At 62.7% G+C, this 13,928-nt stretch carries 18 protein-coding genes; 13 read left to right on the forward strand and 5 right to left on the reverse strand.

The window, feature by feature from the left end:
- Positions 1–333 precede the first annotated feature (333 nt).
- Complete coding sequence (locus tag H5T74_08340) at positions 334–1,773, reverse strand: flippase (protein MBC7230381.1); 1,440 nt, start codon at positions 1,771–1,773, stop codon at positions 334–336.
- A 458-nt stretch (positions 1,774–2,231) separates the two neighbouring features.
- On the opposite strand from H5T74_08340, the gene H5T74_08345 reads away from it, so the two are divergent.
- Positions 2,232–2,732 (forward strand): hypothetical protein, encoded by a 501-nt coding sequence (locus H5T74_08345; GenBank protein MBC7230382.1) that lies wholly within the window; start codon positions 2,232–2,234, stop codon positions 2,730–2,732.
- Positions 2,733–3,124: 392 nt separating this feature from the next.
- Here the strand turns inward: H5T74_08345 and H5T74_08350 are convergent, their stop codons facing one another.
- From H5T74_08350 to H5T74_08360, 3 genes are all read right to left on the reverse strand, one after another.
- Positions 3,125–3,445: a hypothetical protein gene (locus H5T74_08350; protein ID MBC7230383.1), complete on the reverse strand. Its 321-nt coding sequence runs from the start codon at positions 3,443–3,445 to the stop codon at positions 3,125–3,127.
- A gap of 96 nt (positions 3,446–3,541) precedes the next feature.
- The gene (locus H5T74_08355) at positions 3,542–3,961 is read right to left on the reverse strand and encodes a hypothetical protein (protein MBC7230384.1); all 420 of its coding nucleotides are present in this window, start codon (positions 3,959–3,961) and stop codon (positions 3,542–3,544) included.
- Positions 3,962–4,119: 158 nt separating this feature from the next.
- Entirely contained in the window at positions 4,120–4,329 is a 210-nt protein-coding gene (locus H5T74_08360) for a hypothetical protein (GenBank protein ID MBC7230385.1), read from the reverse strand.
- A gap of 527 nt (positions 4,330–4,856) precedes the next feature.
- On the opposite strand from H5T74_08360, the gene H5T74_08365 reads away from it, so the two are divergent.
- From H5T74_08365 to H5T74_08395, 7 genes are all read left to right on the forward strand, one after another.
- A complete protein-coding gene (locus H5T74_08365; protein ID MBC7230386.1) occupies positions 4,857–5,189 on the forward strand; it encodes an alkaline phosphatase in 333 nt (110 codons plus the stop codon).
- Positions 5,186–5,368 carry a hypothetical protein gene (locus H5T74_08370; GenBank protein ID MBC7230387.1) on the forward strand — a complete coding sequence of 61 codons (183 nt, stop codon included), beginning with the start codon at positions 5,186–5,188 and terminating at the stop codon, positions 5,366–5,368. Before H5T74_08365 ends, H5T74_08370 begins: the two co-directional genes overlap by 4 nt.
- A complete protein-coding gene (locus H5T74_08375; protein MBC7230388.1) occupies positions 5,361–5,657 on the forward strand; it encodes a hypothetical protein in 297 nt (98 codons plus the stop codon). The genes H5T74_08370 and H5T74_08375 overlap by 8 nt, the downstream gene beginning before the upstream one ends.
- Entirely contained in the window at positions 5,600–6,013 is a 414-nt protein-coding gene (locus H5T74_08380; GenBank protein MBC7230389.1) for an alkaline phosphatase, read from the forward strand. Before H5T74_08375 ends, H5T74_08380 begins: the two co-directional genes overlap by 58 nt.
- Positions 6,014–6,148: 135 nt before the next feature.
- On the forward strand, positions 6,149–6,853 hold the full coding sequence (locus tag H5T74_08385; GenBank protein MBC7230390.1) for a response regulator transcription factor: 705 nt from the start codon (positions 6,149–6,151) through the stop codon (positions 6,851–6,853).
- Complete coding sequence (locus H5T74_08390; GenBank protein MBC7230391.1) at positions 6,850–8,670, forward strand: PAS domain S-box protein; 1,821 nt, start codon at positions 6,850–6,852, stop codon at positions 8,668–8,670. Before H5T74_08385 ends, H5T74_08390 begins: the two co-directional genes overlap by 4 nt.
- Positions 8,671–8,889: 219 nt before the next feature.
- A complete protein-coding gene (locus tag H5T74_08395) occupies positions 8,890–9,387 on the forward strand; it encodes a hypothetical protein (GenBank protein MBC7230392.1) in 498 nt (165 codons plus the stop codon).
- A gap of 52 nt (positions 9,388–9,439) precedes the next feature.
- Here the strand turns inward: H5T74_08395 and H5T74_08400 are convergent, their stop codons facing one another.
- Positions 9,440–9,595 (reverse strand): hypothetical protein, encoded by a 156-nt coding sequence (locus H5T74_08400; GenBank protein ID MBC7230393.1) that lies wholly within the window; start codon positions 9,593–9,595, stop codon positions 9,440–9,442.
- Positions 9,596–10,189: 594 nt separating this feature from the next.
- On the opposite strand from H5T74_08400, the gene H5T74_08405 reads away from it, so the two are divergent.
- The 5 genes from H5T74_08405 to pstB all read left to right on the forward strand — a co-directional run bounded on the left by H5T74_08405 (position 10,190) and on the right by pstB (position 13,915).
- The gene (locus H5T74_08405; GenBank protein MBC7230394.1) at positions 10,190–11,053 is read left to right on the forward strand and encodes a phosphate ABC transporter substrate-binding protein; all 864 of its coding nucleotides are present in this window, start codon (positions 10,190–10,192) and stop codon (positions 11,051–11,053) included.
- 67 nt (positions 11,054–11,120) lie between these two features.
- On the forward strand, positions 11,121–11,978 hold the full coding sequence (pstC, locus tag H5T74_08410; protein ID MBC7230395.1) for a phosphate ABC transporter permease subunit PstC: 858 nt from the start codon (positions 11,121–11,123) through the stop codon (positions 11,976–11,978).
- Positions 11,975–12,151 carry a hypothetical protein gene (locus tag H5T74_08415; GenBank protein MBC7230396.1) on the forward strand — a complete coding sequence of 59 codons (177 nt, stop codon included), beginning with the start codon at positions 11,975–11,977 and terminating at the stop codon, positions 12,149–12,151. Before pstC ends, H5T74_08415 begins: the two co-directional genes overlap by 4 nt.
- Entirely contained in the window at positions 12,148–13,140 is a 993-nt protein-coding gene (gene pstA / locus H5T74_08420; GenBank protein MBC7230397.1) for a phosphate ABC transporter permease PstA, read from the forward strand. The genes H5T74_08415 and pstA overlap by 4 nt, the downstream gene beginning before the upstream one ends.
- Positions 13,133–13,915: a phosphate ABC transporter ATP-binding protein gene (pstB, locus tag H5T74_08425; protein ID MBC7230398.1), complete on the forward strand. Its 783-nt coding sequence runs from the start codon at positions 13,133–13,135 to the stop codon at positions 13,913–13,915. Before pstA ends, pstB begins: the two co-directional genes overlap by 8 nt.
- The last annotated feature ends 13 nt before the right edge of the window (positions 13,916–13,928 follow it).

The raw sequence follows: 13,928 nt of genomic DNA on the forward strand, positions 1-13,928 counted from the left end.
CCATGAGCAGGTGGTAGGTATAGGTCCTGTCTCCCCGGCGGTTGCGGATAGTCTGCACATACATATTAGCAACTTTATATCATAATCATACCTTGTTGTAAAGGTACTATATAATCGATGGCGCCTTTGTAATCTTAGCAACATGACCAGGCATGATTCAACCCCATATGGGGATTTACCTGGGCTTCTATGGATTGATTATATTCATGGCTCGGAAGTTCCGTTGAATCAAAGTTCGAGACTTCGATAACCGGAGGGAGGAGAAACTTCGATCACCGGAGGGAGGAGCCCCGGAGGGAGACGAGTCAGGACAATGATTAGAACGGTCTAGCGTTAGGTTTCTGCTGGAAAATGTCCCATGTCCGGGGCTGACCCCATTGTTGAAGCTCGGAGGGAGCGTACCAGGCGTCGGTCCTCATGGTCGAAGGTGCGCAGGAGCAGGAGGGCCGCCAGGTATATGAGGAGAAAGGCAACCACCATCTCCACGGGAGGCAGCACGTGGCGCAGGGGCAGCATGGACAGCACGGCGGTGGCGGAAGCGGCCAGCGGTTTCCAGAGGCGGAAGATGCGCGGACTGACTCCCAGGTGTTTCCAGGAGAAGAACGCGCTGCACGCGAACAGGCAGGCCTCGGCTACCAGGGTGCTCACCGCCGCCCCCATCAGTCCAAGCAGGGGCGCGAGGATGAGGCAGAGCCCGGTGTTGACGGCGGCGCAGAGGAGGATGGCGATCACGCTGAGGCGCTGCTTGTACTGCGAGTTGAGCAGGTCGATGAGGGGGATGTAGGCGAAGCTGAAGAGGGGTATGGCCGCCAGCGCCCACAACGCCGGCGCGGCCCCCGCGTATTCCCGGCCGTAAACGGCGGATATCACCTGGGGCGCGTAGATCACCAAGAGGCCCGAAAAAGGCAGGCTCAGGCAGGCGAGGTACTTCACCACCAGGCGGATGGCGGCGTGGTGCCGGCCGCCGGGCGACTTCCCCACCCTGGAGAGGAAGGGGAACACGGCGGTCATGCAGGTGGCGGGGATGATGGCCAGCATCCAGATCACGCGATACGCGGAACTGAAGAGCCCCGCTTCCTCGTTCCCCCTCAAAAGCGAGAGCAGCACGGTGTTGGAGTACCCGAATAAAAAGGTGAGCACCCCGATGACCCCGAAGGGTATGGCGCCCACTACCATCTTTTTCCAGAATGCCAGATCGAAGGTGAAGACGGGCTTGCCCAGTTTGCGGGTGAGGATGATGAAGTCCATAGCCATGGATACCGTGGCCCCCACCATCATGGCGAAGGCCACCCCCATGAGCCCGTAGCCGTTGAAGAGCAGGGCCGTGCCCACGCCGAAGGTGAGGAGGATGTCCACTACGTCCACCAGGGCCTGGTATTTCATGACCTCGAAGGCCTGGAAGATGGCGTCGAAGAAGCGCCGCATCCCGGTGAAGACCAGCAGGCTCAGCCCGATGAGGAAGAGGGGGAATCGTCCGTCGGGGCTCCTGGGCGCGAAGAGCAGGATGACTGCGACCAGCCCCGTGCTCGCCAGCCCCGCCAGCAACCTCAGCACCGATAGGTCGCCGATGTAGCGCGCCACGTCCTCGCGGTGGTTGGCGAGCTCGCGCACCACCATCTTGGGCAGGCCCATCTCGCCCACGATGACCAGGATGGAGGCCAGGGAGAGGGCGAAGGAGAAGGCGCCGAAGCCCTCCGTGCCCAGATGCCTGGCGATGAGGATGGTGAAAAGAGGCATGAGCACCGCGCGGAAGGTGCCCCCACCCACGATCAAGGCTATGTTCTTCGCTATCCTCTTCGCGTCGTCCAGAGCCGCCCCCGTACTACAACGTCCTGCCGTTCGCGTATCTCTCTCCGAGACGCGCACACCCGGTCAGTATGGGTGCGCCGTCTTATGATGTCAATCGGATGCATCAGGGCGGTGACTTTAGGTCCTCCCGGGTGCAGGGCGGCTGTCGACGGGCGCGACGGATGACCGCCCTGCCTCCGGGGCACCCTGAAGAGCTTTTTCAGCAAGATTCGGCACGGCTTGATGGTCAAATCCCCCATTACCCCACGTCTCCTCCACTTCCCTTGAGCAGTCTCGACCATGATAAGAGGTGAACCGGGCGCTGCTCGATAATCGAGCCCTGCTGGCGAGCAGGACGTTATCTCCGCCGTGGTCAGGCTTAAGTCATATTCGGCCCGGCTCGATACTCCAAACAGGGAAGCGTGGCGCGAAAAGGAGTGCGTATGCTCGCTCTGGTCATCATCCTCGTCGTGGTGGCGAACCTCCTCGTCGACCTCGTGTTTATCGCCTGGTGGGTCAGGCGCCTGCGGGCGGAGGCCGCGGAACGGTTGCGCGAGATCACCGAGGAGGGGAAGGAAAAGGTCTACAACGTCGAGGATTGCAATTACCTGGGGCGCCTGTCGAAGGGGTACCGGCAGTGGAGGGGAAACGGCCTCCTGGCCCTTACCGACCGAGGCCTGCGCTTCCGCCAGCTCATCCCCCAGACGGAGATCTTCATCCCACCAGACAGCATAACGGCGATCTCCGGGCCGCGCTCCTTCCTGGGAAAGAGCAAGTCCAGAGAGCTGCTGCGCGTGGATTTCACGGATGAGGCAGGCGCCGAAGACGCCTGCGCCTGGCTTCTTTCCTCCCCGGGGTGGTGGTTCGCCGCCCTGGAGGCGCTGCGCGCCGGAGAGGAACCTCCCGATGCCCCGTGGGAGGCCGGATCGGGAAGGCCGTCCTGACCGCTTCCCGACTTCCACCGCCGTTCCCGCCCCGCCGTCGCCGGGAGGACCTTTAGGAGCCCGGGTTTAAGGCGTTGATACTACCTGCAGTTTCCCGCCCCCTGTCTCATCGCACGAGGGGCAGGCACGGAGAACGATGGACGGATTCCGAAGGGGCATCCCGACGCCCCTTCGAGGCCCGCTTTTGCCGTGGCCGTCTTTGCGCCGGAGTCCGCGGCGGAATCCGTGCCGGCAGGAGCGGACAGACCGGTAAAGCTTCGTGACAGGGAGGAGCCTGCCGAGAGCCCCAGGCACCTGCTCCACGGAACTCGCCGGGGCAAGCCTGCAAGACGTCATGACGTGGAGGCTGTCCGCAAGGCTGCGCACCGCTTGCTTCCTTCGCGCACGCGATGCTACACGGCCTCCTTCTCGTAGTCGAAAAGGACGCAGGGAGGCACCGCGCTCCTCTCTCCGTCCTTGCCGTGGATGAGCTCGTCCTTGAGGGCCGACAGGAGTTGGGCCTGGCGGAAGGATTCCTTCTGCAGCCTCTCGATGGTCCTCCGGGTATGGAAATATAATTCGACGTCCTCGTCATGGCGCGGTACCGCTTTGGTCATGATGCCCAACGAGATGTTCGCCAGGCGGGCCATCAACAGGAGATCACAGAGGATCTTGCCGTTGGCCTCCTCCAGTTCCTGCAAAAAATACGAAGTCTTCAGGAATTCCCTGGTCATCTGCGTCCTCCATTTGAAAGGTGGCCGGGACCCCGGAGGGTCCCGGCTGTTCCGGTGAACTCGGGCGTGACCGTTGCCCGGGTATATGGGGGCGGCTCACTTGCTCTTGGAGACAACCTCTCCCGCCTTTTCCTTCTCCGCCTCCGTGGCAGCCGTGGCCACCGGGAAACCCCATATGCCCATCCAGTCGGTTCCCATCCAACTGCGCATCATCTCGACCTGCAGCTCCAGCCAGGTCTTGAACAACCTGGTGGGCGCATAGAGGCCGCCGTCGCCGCTGCTCGCCTGTTCCTCGAAGAGAGCGAGATTCTTATCGAGATACTTCTGCCAGGCCTCGCGGTTCCGCTCCAGGTTGGACATCCAGGAAGCGGTGATGGATTCCAGCTCGTTGCGCATCTTGCCGTTCTGCTCGAGGAGCATTTTCCAGAGCCTCTGTGCCTGGTCCTGGACCATATCGGCGGTCCCGAACGCGGCCTGGTAATACAGCCTCAGCCCGCCGATAACCGATTGCTGCATGATATCCAAATCCTGTCACCTCCTCATCTACCTGCCGGCCCCGGACACCGTGACGTCCCGCCCACGCGATTAAAGTCGTTTAATGCACCACTGCTTTCCCCTGGAGTGCTCGCACTGCCCCCTTAACCCTCGCCGATGTAATCGTATTCTTCACTGGATTAATCGTCGAAGTATATGTGGGGGTGTGTCGCATCCATGATGTCGATGACGCGAGCCTCCTCCGTCTCCATGAACTCGGGTTCGTGGTAACCCGGATGGCTCGAGAAGCTGTGGTTACAGCCTTTGCTTCCGTTGCTGCGTGAGTCTCCGTAAGGCTTCTCGCTCCCGGCGTCATCCATCCCGCGGTCCTCTAGATACTCCTCGTCCAATGCATTCACCTCCTCAATGGTGCCTCGTCGGGAAGCTTCCGATATCTATTGCAAGGGCGCCGAATTAAATGCGGGTTTATGGCAGGTAACGACTTGTTAACGTTTGCGTGTCATTTTCAACACGTTTAGCCACGCCCTTCCTCCTTGTTCGGTTGTTTCCATTACAGGTAGGAGGTTGTCTGTTGTCCCTCCAGGAGCCCAGACAGAATTCTTTACGCACCGGCGTCCCCCAGGCGCTCGGGGCCGGGTCGCCACCCTGCCAGGGCTCGTGCCCGCCCCGCCTCCGCCCCCAGGCGCTCGCGGACGACTCATTGAACTTACGTAAGCACAGTATGGCTAGTTCCGGGCCCCAGCCCGTTGAACCGCCGATCGATCCACCTTTACCGTAAAAGTGCCCTCCATGCCTTCTGCATGACTTGCGTCATGCGCCCGGAGGGTGCTTGGCCGCCGTCTGTTGAACAACCGATTATTACGAGGCGGGGCGCAAGAAAGCCCAGGCTTACGAGCACTTTCCCGTGAGGCTGGGTATGAGCACCTACGAGTACGAGCTCGTGAACGGCGTCTACACGCTGCTCGGCTACGATCCCGTGCGCGCTTGGAGCGATTTCAATTACGTGAAGGCGAACGCCACCGACTCGGCCTCCGCCGCCACCGCCATGTCCACTTCTGTCGAGACCAGGAAAGGCGCCATCGGGGTGGACATCAACAACAATCCCTTATACCTCGTAGCCCAGCGCGCCGAGGAGCTGGGGATGGCCACCGGGGTCGTCATCAGCGTGCAGTGGAGCCATGCCGCCCCGCCGGCTTCGTCGCCCACAACACCTCGCGGAACAACTATGCTCAGATCGCCAGGGAGATGATCGCGGGCAGCTCTACCGACGTCATCATGGGATGCGGCCATCCCTATTTTGATGATGACGGCAAGCCGGTATCTTCTCCCATCAGCTTCAAATACGTGGGCGAACAGGCGACGTGGGATGCGCTGGTCGCCGGCACGGCGGGCAGGGGTGGATGCCGGCCACAACGGGATAATGGATGATGCCTGGAAGTTGTTCCAGAACCGTTCCGAGTCCCAGGTCCTGGCGTCCGGCGCCACTCCCAAGCGCGTCTGCGGCACCGCCCAGGCACACGCCACGCTCCAGCAGGGCAGGAGCGGCGACAAGAATGCGGATCCCTACCGGGTGCCCTTGAACGAGAACGTGCCGACCCTTTCGGAGATGACCAGGGGAGCCCTCAACGTGCTCGACAACGACCGCGACGGGTTCTCCTCATGGTCGAGGGAGGCGCGGTCGATTGGGCCAGCCACCACAACCAGAGCGGTCGTATGATCGAGGAAGAGACGGAATTCAACGACGCGGTAGATGCAGTCATAGAGTGGGTGCATCGTAACGGCAACTGGGCCGAGACACTGCTGGTGGTGACGGGCGACCACGAGTGCGGCTATCTCTGCGGGCCTGGATCGGCCGCTGCGGGCAGGATGCAGCCCATCGTGAACAACGGGAGGGGCAACCTTCCGGGCATGGAGTGGTACAGCGACGAACACACCAATGCCCTCATACCTCTCTATGCCAAGGGCGTTGCCTCTATCCTTTTCTTCCGTTATGCCGACGGGTTCGGCCGCGTGCGCGGGCTTTTCATGGACAACACGGGGCAGGGGAAAGCCATCATGGAGATATTGCGCTGACTCCGACTGCCTCCCACACGGAGAAGGGGCCCCCTCGGGCTTCTCTGTCACGCGTTTCGCGGTGCAAGGTGCCCGGTGTTATATTAAGTGGGTGATGCGATGACGGCGAGCGAGAGATCCGGAAAAGGCCCGGCTTTGAAGAAGATACTCATCATCGAGGACGAGAGGCCCCTGGCGGAGGCGGTCGAGTTCAGCCTGGAGAAAGAGGGCTACGAGGTGGACATCGCCCTCGACGGCGAGAAGGGCTGGGCGATGTTCTCCGGGAGCGATTACGACCTCATACTCCTGGACCTCATGCTCCCGGGGCTTGACGGCATGGAGATATGCCGCCGCGTGAGAGGAGCGGGCTCCACGCCCGTGATCATGCTCACCGCCAAGGACGCCGACGTGGACAAGATCCTGGGATTGGAGATGGGCGCCGACGACTACATCACCAAGCCCTTCAACATGCGCGAGCTGGTGGCGCGCGTGCGCGCCGTGTTGCGGCGCGCGGCCGGGGAAGGCGTGGCCTCGACGTCCAGGACAAAACGCCTGGCGGCGGGAGACATCGTCCTGGACGCGGACAGGCACGAGGTCACCGTGGGGGGAAAGGTGGTGGAGATGCCCCTCATGGAGTACCGCCTGCTCGAGCTGTTCATGCGCAATCCCGGCAAGGCCCTGGGGCGCGAATACCTTCTTAACAAGGCATGGGAGGGCGATTTCTACGGTCAGACCAAGACCCTAGACGTGCACATCCGGCGCCTGCGCGAGAAGATCGAGGAGGACCCGGCCAATCCGCGACACATCATCACCGTGCGCGGGGTTGGCTACCGCTTCGAGGCGGGCGGAGCCGAGAGATGAAAAGAAGCCTCCGGCGCGTCCTCATCACCAGATACACCCTGATCACCGCGTTTCTTCTGGTCGCCGTAGCCCTGCTGGTAGTCATTCCCATCAGGTCCTTCACCCTGTCCCGCGAGGAAGACACCCTGAAGGAACAGGCGGAGCTCTTCGCGCGCATTTTCCAGCCCTACTTCGACCCGCTGGGCGACCTGGAGATGGAGGAAGAGGACTTCGACGCCTACCTGGAGAGCCTGGCCTCGGACCTGCCGGCACGGCTCACGGTCATCGACGCGTCGGGCAGAGTGCTTGGGGACTCCGATTTCCCCGCCGAGGAGATGGAGAACCACGCCGGCAGGCCCGAGGTGGCGTCGGCTCTGCAGGGCCGTACGGCTTCCGCCCGCCGGGAATCTCGGACCCTGAGGAGAGATTTCATATACGCCGCCGCCCCGGTGCGCGTAGAGGGGCGGGTCGTCGGGGTCACCCGCGTGGCATTGGAGGAGGAGGACGTCTCTCCGGCGGTCTTCGGGGTGTGGTGGATAATCCTGGCAGCTTTCGGAGCCCTCCTCATGGTGGTCGTGGCCGCCAGCCTGTGGACGGAGAGGTCACTGACCGGGGAGCTGGCGGCGATGCGGGAAGCCGCGTCGGGGTTGGCCTCCGGGGATTTGAGCCGCAGGGTAGCGGAACCCGGGATAGAGGAGTTCGATGCTCTGGCGAAGGACTTCAACGCCATGGCTGATCAGGTGCGGCGATGGATCGAGGAAGCGAGGAGCGAACGTGGCAGGTTGGAGGCGCTGATAGACAACATATCTGCGGGGATCATGGTGACGGACTCGGAGGCTCGCATCGCGATGCTCAACCATGCCGCCGAGGAGATCATGGGCCTGGGAGGGGTGGAGGTGGAGGGGCGGCGCGTGATCGAGGTCTTCTCCAGCCGCGAGCTCGACATCATCATCTCCAGGGCCGTCGAGGGAGAGGTCGTGGACGAGGAGATCGAGCTGCTCTACCCCCGGTGGGTGAATCTCCGCGTCAAGGCCAACCCCGTGAAGGGCTCGGATGAGAAGGTCGTCTCCACCGTGAGCGTCATCGAGGACGTCACCGAGCTCTCACGCTTGAACCGCATGCGCCAGGATTTCGTGGCCAACGTCTCCCATGAGCTGCGCACTCCGGTAGCCACCATAAGGGCCCTCGCCGATTCCCTGCAGGGGGGAGCGCTGGATGATCGGGAGAGGGCGGAGCGTTTCCTGCGCGACCTCGGGCACGAAGCGGCGAGGCTCTCACAACTCGTCGAGGACCTATTGACCCTGAGCAGGCTGGAGGCCAGGGAGACCTCGCTTCAGCTCGAGGAGTTCGAGCCGGTGGGGCTGGTGAGGGACTGCCTGGAGGACAAGGGCAAGATGGCCGAGAGGTTCGGGGTGAAGCTGGAGCTGGGGGAGGCGGGCGAGGAACTGGCGTTGGTGGCGGACCGCGGCCTTTTGAGGACCGCCATCAACAACCTCCTGGACAACGCCATAAAGTACAACCGGCCGGGGGGAAGGGTGAGGGTGGCCGTACGGGAAGGGGACGGCGCATCCGCCTTGATCGAGGTGGAGGACACGGGCATCGGCATCAAGAGGGAGGAGCTCCCGCGCGTTTTCGAGCGCTTTTACCGCGTGGACCGGGCGCGCTCGCGCGAGACGGGCGGCACGGGCTTGGGACTGTCCATCGTCAGGCACATCGTGGACCTGCACGGCGGCACGGTGGAGGTGAGGAGCGCGGAGGGCGAGGGCTCCACCTTCACCATCCGGCTTCCAAAATGGGGCCAGACCTTCGATGTTATTGCTCCAGGGCTTGAACATTAAGCCCGTGCATTCGAGGTCCGGTCTTGCGGCCGGAGCTGCTTGTGAGCAGAGAAAGACGGCGTAAGTCGCCGCCATCGAAGATCGAAGATGTGACCCCAAATATTTATCTTCCGTTAACCCACTTTTAATCGCGGTGGTTTTCAATGACATCGGTGCCGGGGACATTGGTTACCGGCACAGGACGGATAAGCAAGGAAAAGAACGGAAGGTAGAAAGGAGGTGAGAGAAATGATCCAGGAGGAGATCTTGCTGACCGATCTGGTCTCGGAATGCCTGGAGAGCAAACGTGACAGAGCCCACGCAAAGGGAGTGACGCTGGTCGCGGAAAATGGAGAAGATGACTTCGCCTGCCGTGCCGACCGAGGACTCTTGAGGTCCGCGTTGAACAACATGATCGAGGCAGCCATGTTCTACAGCCACGCGGGGAGCGCCGTGAAGGTCTCCTGGGGCCGCGATGACACGCGCGAGCACATCCGCGTGAGCTGCGAAAGGGGAACGATACCCTTCGAGGAACTGCGCACCACACGCGACCTCTTCTGCCGCCCGATATCGCTGGACATGGCGGAGATAGAGGGACTCCGGGAGCCGCTGGGGTATTTCTCGGTGATAAAAGACCTTGCCGACCTCCACGGAGGCGCGGTAGGAGTCCGTAATGCCGACGAAGACGGTGTGGTCATCACTCTTTACCTGCCCCGGCGGGAGCGCGGAGCAGCCTGATGAGGCAGTGACGGATGAAGGCGCGGTTTAAGGGCTCGGCCAGGGATCGCTCTTAAAACCCGTTGCCCCTGTCCTCGGGGTTTTCCTCCAGATAGAGCTCTCTTTCCTCGGCCATGAGTCTCTGCATGATGGCCTTCTCTCTCCGCTTGACCTCTTCCCTTACCTGTGCGGCCGTTTCTCTCGTGGCATTCCCATCACCTTTAGCCATAGCCTTCCTCCTTGTTTGGTTGCTTTCCTTACAAGAGGAAGGCTACCTATTGTTCCTCTAGCGGTCCAGACACAAATTCTTATAAGCTACCAGGCTTATTAATTGCTCTGCTTCTTGTCCAGAGCGCATGAACTTTTCCAGAGAGACAATCGTTTATGCGCTGCCAACCCCCGACCCCTATTCGCAATCCACGTGAGCACGTCCCCATCGAAGATCGTAGATCAGATCCCGATTAACCCATTGTTAACCGTTTCGTTCACTAGATTTAAACCGCGAGATACCCGCTTTTAATCCCCAATGCATGGAATCGACGTTGTGAGAATGCAACATGCCCAGATGTTAAGGTGCCGGGCTGGCGGGTCTCGGAACGCGAGGCGTTCCCATGCGCGCTCGAGATCGGGGCGCTCCACCCCGGAGGCGCATGGGGGCTTGGGGACGGTGAGATTTATGTTCCCCGCCGATGTCCGCCACGCCATAGGCGCCTGGGGGCTTGGCATAAAGAGGGCGGCCTTCCGTTGAGCGGCGAGAGCCGTCTGGGAAGAAAGCCGGTTGGTCGGGTGAATGAGGGAGAGTGAAAGGAAAAGGAGGAAAGGAATGATGAGGAAGAAAACGGGCGCGATGCTGGTATTCTTGCCTGTTCTCGCGCTGGTCCTGGCCCTCGCCGCGGCTGGCTGTGGCAACAAGGGCGAGGAGAAACCCGCGGAGCCGGAGAAGCCGAAGCTATCGGGCAGCCTGAAGCTCTCGGGCTCCACCACCGTGCTCCCGCTGGCCCAGGAGGCGGCGGAGATGTTCATGGACGAGAACCCGGAGGTGAACGTCAACGTGCAGGGCGGAGGCTCCAGCGTGGGCATCTCCAACGTGGCCGAGGGCGTGATGGACATCGGTAACGCCTCGCGCGGCCTCAAGGACGAGGAGAAGAGCCTGGGGCTGGTGGATCACGAGATAGCGCTGGACGTGATCGTGGTCATCGCGCACAAGGACGTCCCGGTGGACGACCTTTCCGCCGACCAGGTGTTCGACATCTTCACCGGCAAGATCACTAACTGGAAAGAGGTGGGAGGACCGGACGCCGCCATAACCGTGGTGGTGCGCGACGAGGCCTCGGGGACCAGGGAGATGTTCGACGAGAAGGCCCTCAAGAAGGAGAAGCCCATGGCCGGCGCCATCGAGTGCAACAGCAACGGCATCGTGCGCCAGACCGTGGCCTCCACGCCGCATTCCATCGGATACGTGTCCCTGGGCTACCTCGACAGCTCCGTCAAGGCCCTCAAGTACGGGGGCGTGACGGGCAACAAGGAGACCGCGGTCAACAAGACCTATCCCCTCTCCCGCTACCTGCACATGTTCACCAAGGGAGAGGCCACGGGGCTGGCCAAGGCCTTCATAGACTTCGTGCTCTCGGACGAGTTCCAGAACGAGGTGGTGGCAAAGGAATACATCCCCATGACCCAGATCTAGGTACTGGGTTCCTGCCTGCGTTCCATACCGGGTCCAGTGGCTGGAGAAGAGGCAAGGGGGGTCGGACTTGCGAGGCATCGACAGGGAATGGGTGGTCAGGAAGACGCTCTTCGTGCTGTCCATGATGACGGTCCTGGGAGTGCTGCTGATCGTCTTCTTCGTGGCCAAAGAATCGATGCCCGCCTTCACCAAGGCCGGCCCCGCGAACCTCTTCTCCTCCACCTGGGATCCCGGGAGCGGCCATTACGGCATGCTCATCTTCATCACCGGCACGCTTACGACCACCGTCGGGGGGCTTCTCCTGGGCACCCCCCTTGCCATCGGCTCGGCACTGTTCCTGTCCCAGATGGCCCCCCGGCGGGTTCGGTCGTTCTTCACCCGCGGCGTGGAGCTGCTGGCGGGTGTCCCCTCCATAGTACTGGGGTGGCTGGGCTTCACGGTCATGGTCCCCTGGCTCAGGACGGCCACCAGGAGCCCCGGCACGGGTATACTGGCGGCCTCCATCATCCTCGCCATCATGGTGCTGCCCACCATCACCGCCATCACCCGGGATGCCCTGGAAGCGGTTCCCAGGTCCTACCTGGACGCCTCCATGGCCATGGGGGCCACCCGCTGGCAGACCGTCCGCAGGGTGCTCCTTCCGGCCGCGAAGCCGGGGATCCTGGTGGCGGTGATCCTGGGCATGGGAAGGGCAGTCGGCGAGACCATGGCCGTGGCCCTGGTCATCGGCCCGGCGACCGCCTACCCCACCTCCTTGACCTCCCCCACCCACACCCTGACCACCAAGATCCTCATGGAGATGGGTGAATCAACGGGGGTGCAGCGCTCGGCGCTCTTCGCCATGGGGCTGGTGCTGCTGCTGCTATCCATGGCCCTCATCGCCCTGGTAAGGGTGGTCTCGCGCGGCGAGAAGGGGGCGGCATGAACGGCACGGAGGTCGGCACGGTGAAGGACGGCGGCCCGCGCGTGGAGGTCGCGGGCGGCTTGTGCGAGCTCAAAAACGAGCGACTCGAAAGGATCCTCAGGGAGAGCATCGCAAGGCAAAGGCGCCGCGCCCTGGCAAGGGTGGTCTCGCGCGGTGAGAAGGGGGCGGCATGAACGGCACGGAGGTCGGCACGGTGAAGGACGGCGGCCCGCGCGTGGAGGTCGCGGGCGGCTTGTGCGAGCTCAAAAACGAGCGACTCGAAAGGATCCTCAGGGAGAGCATCGCAAGGCAAAGGCGCCGCGCCGCCCTCGCCGACCGCGCTTTCACCACCGTGACCTGGGCGGTGGCCGCGGTTGGCCTGGGCATCCTGGCCTTAATCCTCGTGACCATCTTCGCGCGCGGACTGGGCATAGCCCTGGATCCCAAGTTCCTGTTCGGGAAGCCCCAGGCCTTGAGGGAAGGGGGAGGGATATGGCCCATGGTGGTATCGACCTTCTACCTGGCCGTGCTCACGGCGGTCCTGGTGGTGCCGGTAGGCGTGGGAGCCGCCATCTACATGTCCGAGTTCGCGCGTGAGGGCCGGGCGACCAGGCTGGTGCGCTTCGGCGCGGATTCCCTTTCCGCGGTGCCCTCGGTGGTCTTCGGCATCTTCGGCATGGTGCTCTTCGTCATCTATTTCGGGCTGGGATATTCGCTCCTGGCGGGAGCCCTCACCCTCACCCTGCTCAACCTGCCCACGGTGATGCGCACCTCCGAAGAGGCTCTGAAGGCCGTGCCGGCCTCCTACCGCGAGGCCTCCCTGGCGCTGGGCGCCACGCGCTGGGAGACGGTGAAGCGGGTGGTTATGCCCAGCGCCGCGCCGGGAATCACCACCGGCGCCGTGCTCGCCATGGGGAGGATCGTGGGGGAGAGCGCCGCGGTCATCTACACCGTGGGTATCTTCGTACGCAAGGTCCCGGTCTCTCCCCTGCAGCCGGCGGCCCCCATGGCGGCGCACATCTGGCATACCTACACCGAGGGGGCGCTGGTGTCGGACTGGATGAGGATAGCCAACGGCGAGGCGGCGTTCTTGCTGCTGCTGGTCCTGGCGCTCAACCTGGGCGCCCGTCTGCTGGCGCGCCTGCTGGCGAAGAAGACGGGGACGGTGAGCGGACATGAATGAGGCGGACGGCAAGTTCGAGTTCCAGGGGGTCAACCTTTTTTACCACGGCTTCAAGGCCCTGGAGGACATCGACCTGAGGATAGAGAGATGCAGCATCACCGCCTTCATCGGGCCCTCGGGGTGCGGCAAGTCCTCCGCGCTGCGCTGCCTCAACCGTATGAACGACCTCATCCCGGGAGCGCGGGTGGAGGGGCAGGTCACCCTGGACGGCGATGACATCTACCGCCGCGACTGCGACGTGGTGGAGCTGCGCAAGCGCGTGGGCATGGTCTTCCAGAAGCCCAACCCCTTCCCCAAGTCCATATACGACAACGTAGCCTACGGGCCTCGCCTCTTCGGGATAAAGGACCGGGAGATACTGGACGACATCGTGGAGAGCAGCCTGACCGCCGCGGCCCTCTGGGACGAGGTGAAGGGAAAGCTCAAGAGCTCCGCCCTATCCCTCTCGGGGGGCCAGCAGCAGCGCCTGTGCATCGCGCGCGTGCTGGCGGTGCAGCCGGAGGTCATCCTGCTGGACGAGCCCTGCTCCGCACTGGACCCCATCGCCACCCAGCGCATCGAGGACCTGCTGGTGGAGCTGAAATCCAGGTACACCATCGTCATCGTGACCCACAACATGCAGCAGGCGGCGCGGGTGAGCGACTACACCGCCTTCTTCATGATCGAGGAGCAGGGTGATCCGGGGAGGATAGTGGAGTACGATACCACCAACGTCATCTTCACCAAGCCCCGGGATGAGCGCACGGAGCGTTACATCACCGGGAGGTTCGGCTAAGGCGCCCGAGGAG

Source organism: Actinomycetota bacterium, from assembly GCA_014360645.1.
GTDB lineage: Bacteria > Actinomycetota > Geothermincolia > Geothermincolales > RBG-13-55-18 > Solincola_B.

Bases quoted from the DNA above. Each gene is read 5' to 3' on its own strand.
- H5T74_08365 (MBC7230386.1), top strand. From the start codon at position 4,857: ATGAGCACCTACGAGTACGAGCTCGTGAACGGCGTCTACACGCTGCTC.
- H5T74_08400 (MBC7230393.1), bottom strand. From the start codon at position 9,595: ATGGCTAAAGGTGATGGGAATGCCACGAGAGAAACGGCCGCACAGGTA.
- H5T74_08380 (MBC7230389.1), top strand. From the start codon at position 5,600: ATGGTCGAGGGAGGCGCGGTCGATTGGGCCAGCCACCACAACCAGAGC.
- pstB (MBC7230398.1), top strand. From the start codon at position 13,133: ATGAATGAGGCGGACGGCAAGTTCGAGTTCCAGGGGGTCAACCTTTTT.
- H5T74_08405 (MBC7230394.1), top strand. From the start codon at position 10,190: ATGATGAGGAAGAAAACGGGCGCGATGCTGGTATTCTTGCCTGTTCTC.
- H5T74_08345 (MBC7230382.1), top strand. From the start codon at position 2,232: ATGCTCGCTCTGGTCATCATCCTCGTCGTGGTGGCGAACCTCCTCGTC.
- H5T74_08415 (MBC7230396.1), top strand. From the start codon at position 11,975: ATGAACGGCACGGAGGTCGGCACGGTGAAGGACGGCGGCCCGCGCGTG.
- H5T74_08355 (MBC7230384.1), bottom strand. From the start codon at position 3,961: ATGCAGCAATCGGTTATCGGCGGGCTGAGGCTGTATTACCAGGCCGCG.
- H5T74_08350 (MBC7230383.1), bottom strand. From the start codon at position 3,445: ATGACCAGGGAATTCCTGAAGACTTCGTATTTTTTGCAGGAACTGGAG.
- H5T74_08390 (MBC7230391.1), top strand. From the start codon at position 6,850: ATGAAAAGAAGCCTCCGGCGCGTCCTCATCACCAGATACACCCTGATC.
- H5T74_08370 (MBC7230387.1), top strand. From the start codon at position 5,186: ATGATCGCGGGCAGCTCTACCGACGTCATCATGGGATGCGGCCATCCC.
- H5T74_08375 (MBC7230388.1), top strand. From the start codon at position 5,361: ATGGATGATGCCTGGAAGTTGTTCCAGAACCGTTCCGAGTCCCAGGTC.
- pstA (MBC7230397.1), top strand. From the start codon at position 12,148: ATGAACGGCACGGAGGTCGGCACGGTGAAGGACGGCGGCCCGCGCGTG.